We start from the raw sequence: 17,000 nt of genomic DNA on the forward strand, positions 1-17,000 counted from the left end.
AATAGGGGCTTATGCAGAGATCGGATCTGATCACCGCAATATCTTTGCGTTGCATTTGAATCCCTACAATGCGCCCTGATGTTGCTGCGATACCTCGCAAGAATCGAGGAATGAATCATGGTTTTTCACTGCCAGCGCGGCGGCATAACCAACAGGCGATTCAATGGACCAAACCTTTATTCCTGCCCAATCGGGATTATCGTGAGCAATCTCATAGCATTGCCCATTACATTGTCCATTGCCTGGCAGGATGGAAATCGCTTGCAAATGCTCTGAAATACCCAACCCCAGCGCTTTTAGTACCGATTCTTTTGCCACCCAGCGCTCAATGAAATCTTCTGCCTCGTCCGCCAGTCGTAATCCGGATCGGCGCTCCAGCGAAGAAAAGACATACGGGCTCAGACTCTTCGCGTCTATCCCGTCATCATGACTTTCGATATCCACACCGACCTGACCGTTGGTTGAAAGCGCAATCAGCGCGAAGCACCCGGCATGTGAAACATTGAACTCGATCCCCAAATCGTCTTGCAGACGGGGCTTGCCATGGCAGTTAACGACGAGGTCCAGCTTGTCCGGCCTCAGCATTGCCCGCGCTCCCAGTATTCTTCGCAGGGCCGCCCGTGTCACAGCCGAACGCACCTGGTCTTCTTGCCTTCGGTACCGCAAGGCGCGTATGCGTTCGTTTTCACTTAACAGCGATAGATCAGAATCCGGCACAGGCAGCTGTAAATCCAGTTTGAGTAGCCACACTTCAACACCGGGCGGAATAGTCTCAGGCAGAGGCCAGCGCTGCACTGTGCACATGCGATACCTCGACTGGATTGCCTGACAAACGATCCGCCAGAGCGGCAAGAAAGGCGTCTTCCTGTTGCCGGAGAAAGAAATGCCCCCCGTCGAACCAGTCCAGAGAATAGTTCACGTCATTTTCAAATTGCCACGCCTCCAGCTTGGACGGACGGATCTCATCGGCGCGCCCGCCAAAAACGTGAATGGGGATGGGTAGCGGCGGCAACTTCCGATAATGGAAGCCTGCGCAAATGCGGTAATCCGCACCCAGCAAACTCAGCGTCATGGATAGCAGCTCGGCGTTTTCAAACACTTCTTCCGGCGTTCCATTCTGTTTGCGCAGATCAGCAATGAGCGAAGCATCGCTGTCCTTGTCGGCATAGCGTTTCCAATCCTGGTGAGAAGGGGCCGCACAGGCTGATACCAGCAAGGCCACAGGTAGCGGGCGTTTTCTCATCCGCAGGCAATGAGTGATCCGATAAGCCAGCAATGCCCCCATGCTGTGCCCGAAGAGTGCATATCGCTGGGGCGGGTACATTTCCAGCTCATCGCACAAACGGTGAGCGAGTGCATCAAAAGTCGTCTCCGGCGCTTCATTCAAACGTCCGCCGCGGCCGGGTAACTCGATCGGCTGGATCTGCAGCCAGGATGGCAATTGCCGTCGCCAGCGCAAATACATGGCGGCACTCGCGCCAGCGCACGGCAAGCAGAATAGTGTTAGTGGCGCAGGCATCACGGCGCTTTAACTACGGGTTGCTCATCCATGAAGCACCGAAGACTAAGGGGACGCATGTCCGTCCAGACTGTTTCAACGTATTCCAGGCAGGTTTTCTTATCTCCCAGTACCCCAGTATCGCGCCATCCGCCCGGAACGGCTTTCCAAGCCGGCCAGATAGAATATTGTTCTTCGTGGTTTACCAAAACACGGAATGTCCCATCTTCGCGGTCAAAGCAGCTCGTCATGACTATTTTTCCCAAGTTATGAACAGATAAAATTCAGAGGAGCGAAATGCGTCTTAGTCTTATTTAGCTAGACGAACCAGCGGGTGAAGAATTCAGGAAACTGATTGATGTGTTACCTGAAAACTGCTGAACAAGCGGCGCAGCGTCTACTCGCAGCCAAAACCGGAAAATCGAGTGATGAATGTTTAGAAGATGCGGGAGAAACTTATTCGGAGTGAACGATCGGAGAAGTGTTGACGTCGTGAGCGGGGGTTGCCGTTCGGCCATAGGCAGAGGCACCACAGCATTGAATACTTTTGCAGATACGCCGTATGTCAATTACCGTCAGGGGAGACAGTCAAAGAACAATAGAAAAACCCGAGATAGAAAAAACCGGAATCAATGGAGAGAAATACCGGCTGATACCGATGAAAGGAAACGAGGCAGGCACCATGCCATTCAGTTATCGGAAGGCGGGACAGATGGTGGAACAAGACCGGTAAGCAGCCAGAGGCGCGAAGCTTCTTCGTAGGCCGCCTGATTCGCCGGGTCCTCCTTAAGCCAGTCGATCAACTCCTTCATATCAGCGGGACTTAACGATTCATGTCCGCGTATTACCCACTCCACTGCTGTTTGCCACACAATATCTTCTCGTTGCATGTCCGTCACAAATCTACTTTGCTGTTGATCCGATTAAACCCAACAAATGGATGCACCGGTTTTTCGTGTTTGGCCAAACGGCCCCGAAAGTCAGTATAGTAGAAATGTGGCGTCGTGCGCGGAGAAAAAGAAAAGATGTGCGATTACGCAGACTGGAAGGCTGCCCGACAGTGATCAAGTGCCTGGTGGATCAGGATGTTGACCAGGGAAGTCGAGATATCCAGCTCTGCGGCAATTACGCGATGAGTTTGCCCTTCAAGGCGATGAAGCTCAAAGGCACGCCTCGTCCGTTCAGGCAACTCGGATATTGCCTTTGCGATCAGCGTCAAATGTTGACGACTGATTACAATAGCCTCGGGGGTTCCCATGAGAGATGGAACGTGCAGTCCTTCGTCTTCGTTCTCAAAGAGATTCATTTCCAGAGCTGCGCGTCGATGATGATCAATCGCCAGATTGCGAACCATCTGGAACAGATACGCCAGCGGTTGCTTGATATCAAAAACCGCCGCGGCCTCGCAGACTTTCAAGTAGGCATCCTGTACGACATCCTCGGCACGTTCCGGATTGCCCAGAATCTTCAGTGCCGCCCAGCGCAGCTGCAACCGATGAGCCATGAACACGTCGCTTAACTCAACCTGCTTCTCAACAATCATCTCTGCCATCCCTCACTAGAATATAATAATAACGAGAACCATTCGTATTATCATATAACAGTTTTTGTTTTACAATATGGATGAATTTGCCGGATGTTAGTTGCTATAGCCCAGCGGTTGATTCGTCTAGTTTTTTTACATGGAATTATTGATAAAACAGGATAGAAGCCTCGGCCGCATCGCCAGGAGCGCGCGCTCAAGCTGATCTGGCGCTACAATCGTCCAATTCACACCATTCTCGGACGGAAATGTGCGGATGGTAATGTTTATTAACAGGGAATATCGCTATCGTATCCCTCTCAAAATCCGCTCAGGCGAAATGCCAAAGATAATTGCGATAAGCATTATTTCGATCTTCCTGGTTAGTATCGGGGGCTGCAAAACAGCGCCGCAGCGGCACGCCGAAAATGTGGGCGCTGCAATACCGGACCGGTGGCGCGCGAGTAGCGAATCCCCCCAACCGGCATTCGAGAATTGGGTCGAAACATTTGGGGATCCCAGCCTGAGCGCCTTGGTGAATAACGCGCTGGAGGAGAACTATGAACTGAAGGCCGCGGCAGCGCGGGTAAAGGCTGCGGTAGCCCAGGCCCGCATTGATGGGGCTGCACGATGGCCGCAGCTTTTCCTGATTCCGGGTTACCAGCACGCCCAGGTCCGCAATGCGGGATTCGGTTCGCCACGTTTCAGCGTTTTCGAAGCCGTATTCAGCCTGAGTTGGGAGCTGGATGTCTGGGGACGAATAAATGACTTGAAGACAGCCGCAATAAGAGAGGCGGATGCGACGGCAGCCGATTTTCATGGCGCCCGTTTGTCTCTTGCCGCCCGGGTAGCGCAGGGCTATTTCGAGCTGGCCGAAGCCAGGCTGCAAGCGGCTGTGGCCGAGCAATCAGTGAAGGATCGAGGTATTATAGTCGACCTGGTACGGGGACGCTTTGCGCGCGGATTGACAAAAGCGCTCGATGTGCGTCTCGCGCTCACCGATCTTGCCACCGCGGAAGCTGAACTCACCCAGTCACGCAACCGGATCCAGATTATTACGCGCGGGCTTGAGGTTCTGCTAGGGCGCTATCCGACCGGAGCCCTGCCGGAAACATACGAACTGCCGGAGCCTCCTCCAAGTATGCCCGCCGGACTGCCTTCAGAACTGTTGGAAAGACGGCCCGATCTTGTCGCGGCATTTGATCGCCTGCGATCGGCCGACTCACGGTTGCAAGGTACAAGGAAATTATTGCTGCCTCGGGTTGCGCTGACTGCTGCTGGAGGAATGCGCAGCGCCGCGTTGACCGACCTGGTCGACCCCCGGGCGCTGGCCTGGAATGTGATTATTGGCTTAGCCCAACCGTTGTTCACCGGGGGGCGAATTCAGGGTGAGATTCAGCTTAATAAAGCTCAAGCCGAGCAAGCGCTTAATCTATACAAGGATGCGGCACTTAACGCCTTCAGGGAGGTGGAGCAGGTACTTGCCGCGGATGAGTGGTTGCGGGAAGAGGAAAAGGCTTTGCGAAAAGCCGTTGAGCAAACCGAAGCCAGCCGCAAACTGGCGGTCTATTCCTACCAGCTAGGATATATCGAAATCCTTACATTGCTGGACAGTTATCGTAGCACCCTGATTGCGCAGAGTGCTCATCTATCCGTCAAGCGACAACTTCTCAGCAATCGAATCAATCTTTTTCTGGCGTTGGGAGGCGGCATTTGAAAATTAGGGAATCAGGTGTGCTGAAAAATTTGACAAGAAAAAGCATGCTCAAAGTTATTATTCCCATTCTTGTCGTATTGGCCGGCATCAGTATTTCATGGGCCATTGTCATTCATCGCCCGCAAGCAAAATCCGAGTTACCAGGGAGTGACACGCCGGTGGTTCAGGTAATCAGCGTCGAGCCCCGGACACTCAGACTCAGCATTCAATCACAGGGCGTCGTCGTGCCGCGTACCGAGATCGACCTGGTGCCCGAGGTAGCGGGGCAAATCATCCGACTCCACCCCAGCCTCGTGGCGGGGGGGTTTTTCGAAGCCGGCGATATATTGATCACGGTAGATCCGCGCGATTATGACTATGCAATCGCGCAGGCGCTTGCCCGGATCGCCGAAGCCGAGCGGCAGGTTGCCATGGAAGAAGCCCAGACGGAGCAGGCGCGCAACGAATGGAAGGTTCTTGGCGAAGGACAACCTACGCCGTTGACCCTGCGCGAGCCGCAATTGGCGGAAGCACACGCCAAATTGAAGGCTGCGCAAGCCGATCTGATCAAGGCTCGATTACAGCGTAGCCGGTGCGAGTGGCGTGCACCGTTTACCGGAAGAGTGCGGAACAAGCATATCGGTCTCGGGCAATACGTTCAGCCCGGCCAAAAACTGGCTCGTCTTTATGCCATTGATGTCGCCCAGGTGCGTCTGCCGCTTGCTACCGATCAGCTAGCATATCTCGATCTCCTCCTGGACCATCGCAACAGCAAACCGGAAACAGGTCCGAAAGTCGTCTTGAGCGCAGAGCTGGCCGGCGCCCTGCGGCATTGGGAAGGCCGCATCGTCCGTGCCGAGGGGGCGCTGGATGAGGAAACCGGACTGCTTCACGCCGTGGCCGAGATAAATAATCCTTATGCAGGAGAAACAGGCCAGCCGCCGCTCATGCCGGGATTGTTCGTTAAGGCGGAAATCGAAGGACGAGAACAATCGGATGTATTTGTACTACCGCCGGGCGCTGTCAACGGCGCGCGGGAGGCATTGTGGGTCGATGCGGAAGATCGGCTGCATATTCGCCGCCTCGACATCCTGCGTAACGAGCCGGATCGTATCCTGGTAAAAAGTGGCCTGAACACCGGCGACCGGGTGGTGATTGCCGGGATCGACATACCGATCGAAGGCATGAAAGTGAAGATCCAGGCTGCAAGACCAGAGCAAAAATTTGAAAAGGCCGCAACCGCCACATCCACCGCCGGCGGAACGCCGTGAGCCATTTCCCGCTATCCCCGCTCGGTTTGCTCAGCGGGCATTTCTTCAAGTGAAGAAAATGACTTCCGCTTCGCCTTCATCCGGGCCAATTGCCTGGTTTGCCGGCAATCCTGTTGCCGCCAATCTGCTGATGTGGCTGATACTGCTTGGTGGAGCCGGCAGCCTGATGCTGATGGACAAGGAAGTGTTTCCCCGTTTCATGCCCCATCAGGTCGAAGTCAAGGCAACTTATCCCGGGGCGGGACCCCTGGAAATCGAGGAGTCGGTTTGCATCCGGATCGAGGAGGCAATCTACGATTTACCGGGTGTAAAGCGGCTGAATTCGGAAATTATCGAGGGTGAGTGCACCGTCAAGCTGGCGGTATTGCCAAGTTACAATAAGGATCAGGTCATGAACGCAGTGCGCGGGCGAGTACAAGCCGTACAGCGTTTGCCTAAGGGCCTGGAAAAAATAGACGTACAGCCCGCCAACCGCATCGGTGACGATGGCGTGATCTGGGTGGCGCTACATGGCCCCACCGATCAACTTACCCTCAAGCGCCTCAGCGATCGAATTCAGAATGAATTGTCGCAAATCCCGGGTGTTACCCGCGCGCATAATTATTATGATCTGCCTTATGAGCTTGCTATCGAGGTCTCTTCGGAACGGTTGCGCCAATACGGTATATCGTTGAATGAGGTTACCGAGACAGTCCGGCGCGCTTCGATAGATCTGCCTGGCGGAGTCATGAAGAATCCGATGGGCGAACTATTGCTTCGCGTTAAAGGTAAGGCCCAGGATAACGTTTCAGCGGGAAACCTGGTAGTTCGCACCAATGCCGATGGCAGCCGGATACTGCTTCGCGACGTGGCAATCGTCAAGGACGGTCTGGAAGAGCGTCTGTCGGAATGGCACCATAACGGGGAAACGGCGCAAGGCTGGGAAATTCATGCGGAAAAAGATACCGTTGAAGTGGCGCGGCGAGTCAAGGCTTATGTAGCGGAAAAGAAGGCGGAACTGCCACGGGGTGTGGGGCTGACCACCTGGTGGGACGACTCCCAGGCATATGAAGAACGCATCGGAACCTTGCTTGAGGATGGGCTGACCGGCTTCGTGCTGGTTTGCCTCATACTGACTCTATTCCTCCATCTCAAGGTGGCCATCTGGGCTGGCATCGGGATCCTTACCTCGATATTCGGCGCTTTCTGGCTGATGCCGGCGCTGGATGTGTCCCTTAACATGCTATCGTTATTCGGTTTCCTGCTGGCTATGGGAATTCTGGTGGATGATGCCATTATCATCGGAGAATCCATTTATGCAAAACAGGAAGCGGCGGATGCCGCCGGCTTGCCGGAATCCGGCAAGGAGTCGCCTTTTATGGCTGAAACCCTGAAAAATCTGGCATATCTTGAGGCCGCCGTTTTGGGCGCCCGCGAGGTTGCCCTGCCGGTTGTCCTGGCTGTGATGATCGCCCTTGTCGCCTTCCTGCCCGGCCTGTTCCTGCCCGGATGGGCTGGCCAGATGATGAGACCGATCTGTCTGGTGATGATTCTGACCCTGGTATTCTCCCTCGTTGAAGCACTCCTGATCTTGCCCGCTCATCTCGCGGTACCCTCAAAACCGCCCTCATCCCCTACTACACTGATGCGGCTGCGCCGGGCTCTCAATCATGGTTTGCAGAATTTTATTCACCGGGTTTATGAGCCGTTACTTGAAAAAGCCCTCGCTTGGCGTTATCTCACCATTGCCGCTTTTGCCGCCCTGCTGATGCTCGCGGCCGCACTGGTGGCCGGGGGTCACGTCCGGCTTTCCTTGCAGGCAGACGTGACAAAAGGCAGCTTCTGGGTCTATCTGAAATTACCTCAAGATACGCCATACAGCGAAACCCGCAGGATCGCGGAAAAAGTGGAACGGTCATTGCTGGAAATCCGGGACGAAGTCGACAGAAAAGCCAGGGTTCATGATTCGGACATTCAACAAAGCGTGATCGTCGGTATAGAAACGATAATCTCGGAGCACAGTGCCGGTTTCTGGACCGAATTGTCGCCAGCAGGACGTCGGCATATCGTCGTCGAGGATTTCATCAGGGAATGGCGCAAGCGTATCGGCGACATCGGTCGCGCCAAGATTGATTTCCTCTACAAGGAAGGCGATCTTCCCTACGATATTGAATTCGATCTGGGCCATTCTGATTCAGCGGTCTTGAGCTCGGCGGTAGCACAGCTCAAACAGAAGCTGGCGAGCTACCCGGGTGTATATGATGTGGTGGATTCCGCCGAACCCGGAAAGCCGGAAGTTCGCCTCCGCGTGAAGCCTGAAGCCGAACGCCTGGGGGTGCGCCTGGAAGACGTCGCCGAACAAATGCGGCATGCCTATTACGGTGACGAGGTGCACCGGTTTCAAAGAGGGCGTAACGAAGTCAAGGTGATGGTACGGCTGCCTCGAAGTGAAAGACAGTCTCTGGATGATCTGCAGAGCCTTCCGATTCGCCTGCCCAATGGGGCACAGGCCCCTTTGGGGACTCTTGCAGAAATTGATCTGATGCCTGGACAGGCAAAGCTCCTCCGCCAGAGCCGGCAGCGCATCCTGAAAATCCAGGCGCAGGTGGACCCCAGGATGACAGACGTCAATGCGATCTATGCCGGTCTGGCAGCGGAAGAAATCCCCCAGATAAAGCGGCAGTTTCCCGGACTGGATGTCAACATCGGTGAAGAACGCCAGGAGCAGGAGGACACTGCCCGGACGCTCGTATTGTTTACCGCTGCGGCTTTGACGGTAATCTATGCTTTGATAGCGATTCCATTTCGTTCCTATGTCAAACCGCTGATCTTCCTGCTGGGCGCGCCCGTTGCCTGGAGCGGCGCAGTGTGGGCGCACTGGCTGATCGGCTTGCCACTGTCCATGGAATCCCTGGTCGGCATGATCGCCGCCAGCGGTGTAGTAGTGAATGATAGTCTTGTACTGCTGGATTATGTCCAGAAACGCGAAAGCACGGGTCAACCGGTGGCAACACTCATCCTCGAAGCCTGTACCGCTCGCTTTCGGCCCATCCTTCTGGCGTTCCTCACCAACTTTGTCGGGTTTCTCCCCATTCTGCTGGAAACCAGTGAGCAGGCCCAGTTTCTGGTCCCGATGACCCTCTCCTTAACCGTTGGCCTATTGGTTGGCATGACCGCCAGCCTGATACTGACGCCTGTCTGCTATGCAATTGTAGAGAAATCATGGTTGTCACCGTCCAGTTTGCCCCTTCGCTCGAGGCCGTCTTTATAAAGAGAATGGCAGGGCTTATACTATTCACCTCCCCCACGTGATTTCCCATTTGATTGCCTGCCTGGTTTGACCAGATTCTTGTTGCCAGCCCAATGTCCCACACTCGAAATGATCCGGAGTATTTATTCAGAAGTCAGAGCGTGAGTCACGTACTCATGGTGCAGAGTCAGATATGGAACCTATCGTAAAACAGTCGCGGCGTATCGTTATCAAGGTTGGCAGCAGCCTCGTCACCAACCAGGGACAGGGGCTGGATCATGCCGCGCTCGCACGCTGGGCGGAGCAAATCGCCAAGCTCAAGAAAATGGGCAAGGAGGTCGTGCTGGTCTCTTCAGGCGCGATAGCGGAAGGTATGCAGCGCCTGAAATGGAAAAAACGCCCTCATGCGCTGCACGAACTACAGGCCGCTGCCGCCGTCGGGCAAATGGGGCTGGTACAGGCCTATGAAAGCTGTTTTCGCCGCCACGAAATGCATGCTGCGCAGGTGCTGCTTACTCATGAGGATTTGTCCGACCGAAAGCGGTATCTTAACGCCCGCTCGACACTGGTTACACTGCTAAGCCTGAATGTGATCCCGGTCATCAATGAGAACGACACGGTGGCAACCGATGAAATCCGTTTTGGCGATAACGATACCCTGGCCGCATTGGTAACCAACCTGATAGAGGCGGATGTACTGGTGATTCTCACCGATCAAGGCGGGTTATTTACCGCCGACCCGCGCAAGGACATGCAAGCCAGACTGGTGGATGAGGCCAGGGCTGGTGATCCTGCCATCGAAGCCATGGCAGGCGGCGCGGGGAGCGATATCGGGCGCGGCGGCATGCTGACCAAAGTGATGGCTGCCAAACGCGCGGCGCGCAGCGGCGCCCATACCGTGATTGCATCAGGACATGAGACTGACGTCCTGATTCGTCTCGCTCAGGGAGAAACCATTGGCACGCAACTGCTGGCGGAGACTATGACACTGGCTGCTCGCAAACAATGGCTTGCCGATCACCTGCAAATACGCGGAAATGTCATGCTCGACGAAGGTGCGGTGGAAGCGCTCGCCGCCGGTGGCAAAAGCCTCCTATCGATAGGTGTGGTAAATATCAGCGGTAATTTCGAACGCGGAGAAGTCGTCGGCTGCCTTGATCCCCACGGAAGGGAAATCGCGCGTGGGCTTGTTAATTACAATGCTGCGGAAACCCGGCGAATTCTGCGGCGAGCAAGTAACGAAATCGAGGCTATCCTGGGTTATGTTGGTGAACCCGAACTCATCCATAGGGATAACCTGGTTCTGCTGTAAGGAACTGACGTAGAATATTTACGGTGTCCAATATTACTCTGAGGAATTTTAATGAAGCCGCGCACTGCAATTGACGATAATTTTTCGACCAGTCCACAGATCAGCGTCGAGGATCTGATTGATATCAAAGCGGCCGGTTTCAGAAGTGTGATCTGTAACCGACCGGATAATGAGGACGGTGGCGCTCACCCGGATCACAATCTGCTCGAGGCAGAAGCAAAAAAACTGGGCATCGAATTCGGCTATCTGCCGGTCGCGCCAGGACAAATAAATGAGGCACACGTCGCTCAATTCAAAATGCTTGTCAGCGAACTGCCCGGCCCCATCCTGGGGTATTGCCGCCTTGGAATTCGCTCGAAGACGCTCTATGAGCGAGCGCGGTGAGAAAGCAGAGCCCGGGTTTGGCAAGGTAAGGCAGCCACAGGGGCTATGGCCGCTATGACCGCTTATCCCGCTTATACTATGCCACGGCAGTAACGGGATAAGAAGGGGCGCCATGATATTTCGCCAGCTATTCGAGCCTTTATCCAGCACCTACACCTATCTGCTGGGGTGCGAGGAAACCGGGCAGGCCTTGTTGATTGATCCGGTTATTACGTCACTGGAGCGCGATCTGGGCGAGGTACAACGCCTCGGGCTGACATTGGCCTATAGTGTAGAAACACATATCCACGCAGATCACATCACCGCCGCACTCGAACTGAAAAAGCAGGCCGGCAGCAAAATCGCCGGGCCTGCTTTCGACCGGCTACCTTGCACGGATTTTGGCATTGAAGAAGGCAAGCTCCTCCAGATAGGAAGTATAACATTGCAGCCGCTGCACACGCCCGGGCATACCGATGGACACTTTGCATATATATGCAATGAACGGGTATTTACCGGGGATGCTTTACTTATCGATGGATGCGGCCGCACCGATTTTCAAAACGGGGATGCGAGAACCTTGTTCAAGAGTGTAAGGGAAAAACTGTTTTCCTTGCCGGATGACTGTCTGGTATATCCCGCGCATGACTATAACGACAAACGGGTCTCTTCTATTGCACAGGAAAAGAAGCGTAATCCCCGCCTGGGAATCAGCCATACTCTGGAGGAGTTCGAAAAGATCATGGCAACCCTCGATCTGCCACCGCCGAAGTTTATCGATTACGCGGTTCCGGGAAACCGGCGGTGCGGTATTTGTCCGGATGACCTGCCCGACAATCTGCAGAATTATTGTCTACACATGACCGACAGTCCGCAGGGGTAAACTCGGGAATGAGGCTTTGCCTCCACCTAATACCGGACCGCCTTCGGGTGGACGCCCGCTTTCAACGCGTCAATAGCCTCATCCGCATCCTTTACCCTGTGAATGCCAAGCGGGCAGAAAAAGTATCTGTAGAGTGCACGGTGGGCGTAGTTCTGGGCAATATCTTCAAGATCAATCCATTTCGACAATCTTGCCCGCATCCAGGTTTCGTCGTTCCGGCCATAGGCATAGGTTCTCTTTTCGGCGGTCTGGCAGCGTATTCCCTCATAGCTCACGTTCATCGCGCCCGTGGGTGACTTGACCACGAGACTGAAGCGCACTACGCCGTCCTCTCCCACTGTAATGGATGGAGCGTCAACATAATGAAGATTTGTGCTGACGGGGCCGGCATCGAACTGCAGCAGATTTTCCTCCTTGGGATAAGCAGGCAACTGTGCCTGCAGCTCGACCCAGGGTCTCTCGTGATCAAATTCATACTCGAATTTTTGTTGCTGGGCACAAACGACAGCCGGCAAGAAACACAGCAATACAAGGAATCTGCTCATTACGTATCAGTCCACCGTCAGATCTTTAACTAAAGCGTCGCGCACCGCCTCGGCCACTTCTTCAGCCGGAACCTCATAGGCGCGGTGGTCGATGCCCATGCTCAAGGGTGCATCCCGGCGCAGTGCCCTTATCATCTCGGGAGCCAGTTCGAACCGTAAAAAGTGGATCGACGAGGTTTTTTCTTCGGTTTCCCGCTCCAGATCTTCATCAGCAATCGCATAAACCGGATCAGAGCCATTCACTTTAACCCAAACCCTGTCCTCTATGCCGATCAATTCCGCGAGCTTCGCGGCGCGCTCGATCGGGTCCGGGTATTCGATCATCATGGTCGCCTTCCAGTTCGTGCCATCCGGAACGAGGGGCCCATAGGAATCGAGCTCATCGTTTATGCCTGCTTCATCAAAAATCTTTTCGACCCGCAGCATTTCCTGAATTTGATACCGTACCGTCAATTCATCCTCGAAAATGAGCGTTACATTTTCTCCCAGATGAACCTTGCGGTTTTTTTTATGCGCCATCACTTTGGCACGGAATTCCTGCCGTGCTTTGGAATAAGCTTCCAGGGTCATCAGGCTGTCGCGGGTAATCTGAGGCATGGTGTTTTGCTGTAATAATGTGATAAGCAGGGTAAAAGGGAAATTCGACTGCGTCGATTGCTCGCCCAGCCGTTCAGTCAGGTGCTTGAATCAAGTCCATAAGCAATCCGGATGAGCGTTAACGGATGCTGTTTTTGCGCAGTGGTTTCACCCATGCCTTGCTGAATGTGGCGCCCTGCGATGGCGCAATCAGAACTGATGTAGTCAGGGTCGGACGCCGCCATTTGCCTGAACACGGGTTTGCCGATTTTCATGGAATCGTCAAAATATTCGCTTTTTACGCCCCATGTGCCGTCATGGCCGGAGCAGCGCTCCACCACGCTCACCTTCGTGTCGGGAACCAACTGGAGCAGGTCCCTGGTCTTCTGCCCGATATTCTGCACGCGCAAATGGCAGGGGATGTGGTAGGAAACTTTACCGAGGGACTTTTTAAAATCGGTCTTCAACAGGCCGTCCCGATTCCGTAACATAAGGTATTCAAAGGGATCGAACATTGCCGCCGCCACCGCTTTCACATCCTCATCCCGAGGAAACATAAGTGGCAATTCCTGCTTGTACATGAGCGTGCATGAAGGTACAGGCGTAAGTATCGCGTACCCTTCTTTGGCAAGTTTCGCCAGCGGAAGAATATTCCTGTTTTTAAGTTCTTTCACCGCGTCCAGATCGCCCAGTTCCAGCTTTGGCATTCCACAACAGGCTTCCCTTTCCACCAGGCACACGGGAATTTCATTATGGTCAAGTATTTTCAATAAATCGTGGCCTATGCCCGGCTCATTATAGTTGACGTAGCAGGTGGAATAAATTGCCGCTTTGCCCGATGTCCGGTCGCCGTCGCGAACTTCATGTGATGAATTGATCCGGGCATTCGGACGGAACTTATGGCTATCGTAATCCGGCAGTTTCCGCTGCGAGTGAATACCAAGCACATTATCCATCAGCTTGCGGGCAGCGGGCGCCTTGTTAAAGGCATTTACCGCCTGCACCACTACTGGAATACTGGCAAGCTTGCCAACCGCATCGGTACTGGAAAGCAGCTTATCGCGGAAACGGACGTTGCCCTTTTTATGCTTGACCGCTTTGGCGCGCAGCATCAGGTGCGGGAAGTCAACATTCCATGGATGAGGGGGAACGTAAGGGCATTTTGACATGAAACACATGTCGCAAAGATAGCAACGGTCCGCTATCTCCCAGTATTTTGTCTTCTCCACCCCATCCAGTTCACCGGTCGTTCCCTCATCGATGAGATCAAACAACCGCGGAAACGCCGTGCACAGGTTTACGCAACGGCGGCAACCATGGCAGATGTCAAAGACGCGCTCCATCTCGCTGAATAGCAAGGGCTCGTCATAAAAATCCGGGTTCTCCCAGTCGATCGGATGACGCTTTGGTGGCTCCAGGCTGCCTTCTTGGGCCATGGCGATAGGGAAATAAGATGGGAAATAAAATAGACGGAAATTCGGAGTATTAAAACCGCCGGATCGAATTGAAGCATTCAATCCGGCTCTTTATCCCGGCTTACCCTTACTCGATCAGATTATCCAATACCTTCTGGAAACGGTTGGCGTGTGAACGCTCGGCCTTGCCTAGCGTCTCGAACCAGTCGGCGATTTCATCGAAACCCTCCTCCCGCGCAGACTTGGCCATACCGGGATACATATCGGTGTATTCATGCGTTTCGCCGGCTATGGCTGTTTGCAGATTGGCTCGAGATGAGCCGAAAGGCATGCCCGTAGCGGGATCACCGCAAGTTTCCAGATATTCCAGATGACCATGGGCATGCCCGGTTTCCCCTTCAGCCGTAGTGCGGAATATGTTTGCCACATCGTCCTGACCTTCAACAGCCGCTTTGTTTGCGAAATAGAGATAGCGGCGGTTTGCCTGAGATTCTCCGGCAAAAGCTGCTTTCAAGTTTTCTTCAGTTTTAGATCCTTTAAGTTCCATGTATTTCCTCCTGTTAGTTCAAGTTGCCAATGGTCAAACTGATCAGGCTTTCGCGGGACTTCCCGGATCCCGCTCGGCCAAAATCGTGTGAAAACAAGCTGTCTGATATCAGCCAGCTAAACCATATGAGACTATCGAAGGAGGCTTGACTTGTCAACCGTCCGGCTCGCGGCCTTATTACATCGGCTTATTATCGATAACATATTTGTTATCACCGTATTCATGTAGGGCCGGGTACACGGTCATGTATAGGATATTGCATCATGACTGCGCCACGGTTAAGGCGAGTGATGCCAAACAACTGCTGCTCGTAAGTACCGGGAGCTACTTTGCGCAGGAAAGCGTGAGCGATCGGATGGTTTCAAAAAGTCCGAGTTTTTTATCAAGGTTGGGCGCGCGGTGACCCTGTTCAAAAGTCGCAACTTTATCTTTGAAGAACTCATTGTCATAGACTGTTAGAGTCGCATCCGGTCCCACGACGAGGCTATCATATTTACGACCCCAATCGAAATCCCCAACACGCGCCTTGGGAACGTCGATCGGCCCTGCCAGTAAAAGCACATCACCCTTGTAGTTCTCACTTGGATAAAGTCGCGCCCAGCATCCGCCTGCACGCTGAGAGTCGATTGCAAAAATCGGTGGCACTAGCATGATAATCGGCGCCAGGGCCTCGTTCTTGTCTTTGTTTTTAAATTGGTCTTGTTCCTGAGCGGTGGCCGCTGTGCTTATCCCAATTGCAAGCATAAGTGTCAGCAAAGCTGCCAATATTCCGGTTTTTTTCATTTTTCATCTCCTGATTTCGGTTTATGCCGACTTTAAATCTAGATAATATCGGGTGAGAAAAGGATAGTATGTGGCGTGACGCACATAAAACCTTGGTCTGAATCCTGCCGCGCGTACCGCTCTCGACTCTCTGGTATGTGAATCTTGTATCAAGCCGAAGGGCGAGATGCCGAAGCAAGTTGGATTCAGCGTGGCACATAAATGATGGCCGAGTAGCCAGGAGCTTCATGTCCAGGCAGTTTTGCAGGATCAAAACCTTCGGACTCCCATCTCGGCAATTGTCGCGAACCATCTCTGTAACTCTTGAGTAGATCCCCGATGAGCGAATTAGCGCAACGCGACAGGCTGGAAAGCGGAATTTTCGTTACAGCCGCTCATGGGCTCAAGCCAGTTTTTGATCAGGTAACCAAATTCTGCGGCTTGCCCGCCACCCAGGCCTCGATATTATCGATCAGCTGATCAGCGAGAAATTGCATTGCCTCGGCTGCGGCCCAGGCTATATGTGGCGTCAGGATGAAATTGGGGCGGCGCAGGTCGAGCAAGGGATTGCCATTCGTCGGCGGTTCGGTAGTGAGCACGTCAAAACCGGCGCCGGCGATGAGACCTTCGTCCAGCGCCTGAACCAGCGCAGCCTCATTGACCAATCCGCCGCGGGCGGTATTGATCAGAAGCGCGCTGCGCTTCATCTTGCGCAGCTCATTGATGCCGATCATGTCTCGCGTTGCGGCGGATAATGGACAGTGCAGCGAGAGTATATCCGATTCGGCAAGCACCTGATCAAGCGGCGTGAGTACCACGTCCTTTTTCTTGGACGAGGCATGATACGCGAACAGCACGAGCATGCCGAAGCCGCGTGCAATGGCTGCGGTGCCACGTCCGATGGCGCCCTCGCCGACAATGCCCATGGTCGCGCCGAACAATTCACCAATGTCATGCGTAAACAAGCAGAATTGCTCCGATTTCTGCCACGCCCCCTGCTCAATCTCCTGCCGGTACGCCAACAAATTCCTGCGTAACGCGAGCACCATTGCGAACACATGCTCCGGCACGGTATGAATTGCATAATTGCGGATATTCGCCACGGCAATGCCGCGCCTTCGGCAGGCCGCAATATCGATGGCGTCATATCCCGTTGCGGCGATGGCAACCATTTTCAGCCTGGGTAATTGCGCGAGAGTTCCCTCGCTCAAGCCAACCTTGTTGATAATTGCGATCGTCGCGCGCTGAAGGTGCGACACGATCTGATCGGGACCGGTTTGGGCATATTCTTCATAAGTATGTTCGAAATTCGGCCGGCGCACCTCCACCTTCAGCGAATCCCGTTCCAGAAACACTACGTGATGATTCATGTTCATCTGCT

Annotated in this window: 17 protein-coding genes; 6 read left to right on the forward strand and 11 right to left on the reverse strand. The window is 53.9% G+C overall.

What is annotated here, in order from left to right; all coding sequences use genetic code 11:
• Positions 1-63: 63 nt before the first annotated feature.
• The 5 genes from CRO05_RS11890 to CRO05_RS11910 all read right to left on the reverse strand — a co-directional run bounded on the left by CRO05_RS11890 (position 64) and on the right by CRO05_RS11910 (position 3,041).
• Positions 64-804 carry a 4'-phosphopantetheinyl transferase superfamily protein gene (locus CRO05_RS11890; RefSeq protein WP_097067370.1) on the reverse strand — a complete coding sequence of 247 codons (741 nt, stop codon included), beginning with the start codon at positions 802-804 and terminating at the stop codon, positions 64-66.
• Complete coding sequence (locus tag CRO05_RS11895) at positions 773-1,519, reverse strand: thioesterase II family protein (protein WP_097067371.1); 747 nt, start codon at positions 1,517-1,519, stop codon at positions 773-775. The genes CRO05_RS11890 and CRO05_RS11895 overlap by 32 nt, the downstream gene beginning before the upstream one ends.
• Positions 1,519-1,749, reverse strand: coding sequence for an MbtH family protein (locus tag CRO05_RS11900; protein WP_097067372.1), 231 nt, complete (start codon positions 1,747-1,749; stop codon positions 1,519-1,521). The genes CRO05_RS11895 and CRO05_RS11900 overlap by 1 nt, the downstream gene beginning before the upstream one ends.
• A gap of 438 nt (positions 1,750-2,187) precedes the next feature.
• The gene (locus CRO05_RS11905) at positions 2,188-2,388 is read right to left on the reverse strand and encodes a DUF4880 domain-containing protein (protein ID WP_097067373.1); all 201 of its coding nucleotides are present in this window, start codon (positions 2,386-2,388) and stop codon (positions 2,188-2,190) included.
• 143 nt (positions 2,389-2,531) lie between these two features.
• The gene (locus tag CRO05_RS11910; RefSeq protein WP_097067374.1) at positions 2,532-3,041 is read right to left on the reverse strand and encodes an RNA polymerase factor sigma-70; all 510 of its coding nucleotides are present in this window, start codon (positions 3,039-3,041) and stop codon (positions 2,532-2,534) included.
• A gap of 319 nt (positions 3,042-3,360) precedes the next feature.
• Here CRO05_RS11910 and CRO05_RS11915 point away from each other — a divergent pair, with 319 nt between their 5' ends.
• The 6 genes from CRO05_RS11915 to CRO05_RS11940 all read left to right on the forward strand — a co-directional run bounded on the left by CRO05_RS11915 (position 3,361) and on the right by CRO05_RS11940 (position 11,774).
• A complete protein-coding gene (locus CRO05_RS11915; protein WP_097067962.1) occupies positions 3,361-4,737 on the forward strand; it encodes an efflux transporter outer membrane subunit in 1,377 nt (458 codons plus the stop codon).
• A 44-nt stretch (positions 4,738-4,781) separates the two neighbouring features.
• Complete coding sequence (locus tag CRO05_RS11920) at positions 4,782-5,987, forward strand: efflux RND transporter periplasmic adaptor subunit (RefSeq protein ID WP_181319784.1); 1,206 nt, start codon at positions 4,782-4,784, stop codon at positions 5,985-5,987.
• A gap of 58 nt (positions 5,988-6,045) precedes the next feature.
• Positions 6,046-9,237 carry an efflux RND transporter permease subunit gene (locus tag CRO05_RS11925; RefSeq protein WP_097067375.1) on the forward strand — a complete coding sequence of 1,064 codons (3,192 nt, stop codon included), beginning with the start codon at positions 6,046-6,048 and terminating at the stop codon, positions 9,235-9,237.
• A gap of 172 nt (positions 9,238-9,409) precedes the next feature.
• Positions 9,410-10,528, forward strand: a complete 1,119-nt coding sequence (proB, locus tag CRO05_RS11930; RefSeq protein ID WP_097067376.1) for a glutamate 5-kinase — start codon at positions 9,410-9,412, stop codon at positions 10,526-10,528.
• A 51-nt stretch (positions 10,529-10,579) separates the two neighbouring features.
• Positions 10,580-10,912 (forward strand): beta-lactamase hydrolase domain-containing protein, encoded by a 333-nt coding sequence (locus CRO05_RS11935; protein ID WP_097067377.1) that lies wholly within the window; start codon positions 10,580-10,582, stop codon positions 10,910-10,912.
• Between the two features lie 112 nt (positions 10,913-11,024).
• Complete coding sequence (locus CRO05_RS11940; protein WP_097067378.1) at positions 11,025-11,774, forward strand: MBL fold metallo-hydrolase; 750 nt, start codon at positions 11,025-11,027, stop codon at positions 11,772-11,774.
• Between the two features lie 26 nt (positions 11,775-11,800).
• Here the strand turns inward: CRO05_RS11940 and CRO05_RS11945 are convergent, their stop codons facing one another.
• The 6 genes from CRO05_RS11945 to CRO05_RS11970 all read right to left on the reverse strand — a co-directional run bounded on the left by CRO05_RS11945 (position 11,801) and on the right by CRO05_RS11970 (position 16,989).
• Entirely contained in the window at positions 11,801-12,319 is a 519-nt protein-coding gene (locus CRO05_RS11945; protein ID WP_097067379.1) for a CNP1-like family protein, read from the reverse strand.
• Between the two features lie 6 nt (positions 12,320-12,325).
• Positions 12,326-12,916 carry a DUF3501 family protein gene (locus tag CRO05_RS11950; protein ID WP_097067380.1) on the reverse strand — a complete coding sequence of 197 codons (591 nt, stop codon included), beginning with the start codon at positions 12,914-12,916 and terminating at the stop codon, positions 12,326-12,328.
• A gap of 77 nt (positions 12,917-12,993) precedes the next feature.
• A complete protein-coding gene (locus CRO05_RS11955) occupies positions 12,994-14,331 on the reverse strand; it encodes a heterodisulfide reductase-related iron-sulfur binding cluster (protein ID WP_097067964.1) in 1,338 nt (445 codons plus the stop codon).
• 106 nt (positions 14,332-14,437) lie between these two features.
• Entirely contained in the window at positions 14,438-14,857 is a 420-nt protein-coding gene (locus CRO05_RS11960; RefSeq protein ID WP_090878637.1) for a rubrerythrin family protein, read from the reverse strand.
• Between the two features lie 324 nt (positions 14,858-15,181).
• Positions 15,182-15,640, reverse strand: a complete 459-nt coding sequence (locus CRO05_RS11965; protein WP_097067381.1) for a beta/gamma crystallin domain-containing protein — start codon at positions 15,638-15,640, stop codon at positions 15,182-15,184.
• 398 nt (positions 15,641-16,038) lie between these two features.
• Entirely contained in the window at positions 16,039-16,989 is a 951-nt protein-coding gene (locus CRO05_RS11970; protein ID WP_097067382.1) for a D-2-hydroxyacid dehydrogenase, read from the reverse strand.
• Positions 16,990-17,000: the final 11 nt, after the last annotated feature.

Origin of the sequence: Nitrosovibrio sp. Nv4 (assembly GCF_900215485.1) — a bacterium.
In the GTDB taxonomy this organism is placed as follows: domain Bacteria; phylum Pseudomonadota; class Gammaproteobacteria; order Burkholderiales; family Nitrosomonadaceae; genus Nitrosospira.

Coding starts and splice junctions, on each gene's coding strand:
- CRO05_RS11890 (WP_097067370.1), bottom strand. CDS start 804: ATGTGCACAGTGCAGCGCTGGCCTCTGCCTGAGACTATTCCGCCCGGT.
- CRO05_RS11895 (WP_097067371.1), bottom strand. CDS start 1,519: ATGCCTGCGCCACTAACACTATTCTGCTTGCCGTGCGCTGGCGCGAGT.
- CRO05_RS11900 (WP_097067372.1), bottom strand. CDS start 1,749: ATGACGAGCTGCTTTGACCGCGAAGATGGGACATTCCGTGTTTTGGTA.
- CRO05_RS11905 (WP_097067373.1), bottom strand. CDS start 2,388: ATGCAACGAGAAGATATTGTGTGGCAAACAGCAGTGGAGTGGGTAATA.
- CRO05_RS11910 (WP_097067374.1), bottom strand. CDS start 3,041: ATGATTGTTGAGAAGCAGGTTGAGTTAAGCGACGTGTTCATGGCTCAT.
- CRO05_RS11915 (WP_097067962.1), top strand. CDS start 3,361: ATGCCAAAGATAATTGCGATAAGCATTATTTCGATCTTCCTGGTTAGT.
- CRO05_RS11920 (WP_181319784.1), top strand. CDS start 4,782: ATGCTCAAAGTTATTATTCCCATTCTTGTCGTATTGGCCGGCATCAGT.
- CRO05_RS11925 (WP_097067375.1), top strand. CDS start 6,046: ATGACTTCCGCTTCGCCTTCATCCGGGCCAATTGCCTGGTTTGCCGGC.
- proB (WP_097067376.1), top strand. CDS start 9,410: ATGGAACCTATCGTAAAACAGTCGCGGCGTATCGTTATCAAGGTTGGC.
- CRO05_RS11935 (WP_097067377.1), top strand. CDS start 10,580: ATGAAGCCGCGCACTGCAATTGACGATAATTTTTCGACCAGTCCACAG.
- CRO05_RS11940 (WP_097067378.1), top strand. CDS start 11,025: ATGATATTTCGCCAGCTATTCGAGCCTTTATCCAGCACCTACACCTAT.
- CRO05_RS11945 (WP_097067379.1), bottom strand. CDS start 12,319: ATGAGCAGATTCCTTGTATTGCTGTGTTTCTTGCCGGCTGTCGTTTGT.
- CRO05_RS11950 (WP_097067380.1), bottom strand. CDS start 12,916: ATGCCTCAGATTACCCGCGACAGCCTGATGACCCTGGAAGCTTATTCC.
- CRO05_RS11955 (WP_097067964.1), bottom strand. CDS start 14,331: ATGGCCCAAGAAGGCAGCCTGGAGCCACCAAAGCGTCATCCGATCGAC.
- CRO05_RS11960 (WP_090878637.1), bottom strand. CDS start 14,857: ATGGAACTTAAAGGATCTAAAACTGAAGAAAACTTGAAAGCAGCTTTT.
- CRO05_RS11965 (WP_097067381.1), bottom strand. CDS start 15,640: ATGAAAAAAACCGGAATATTGGCAGCTTTGCTGACACTTATGCTTGCA.
- CRO05_RS11970 (WP_097067382.1), bottom strand. CDS start 16,989: ATGAATCATCACGTAGTGTTTCTGGAACGGGATTCGCTGAAGGTGGAG.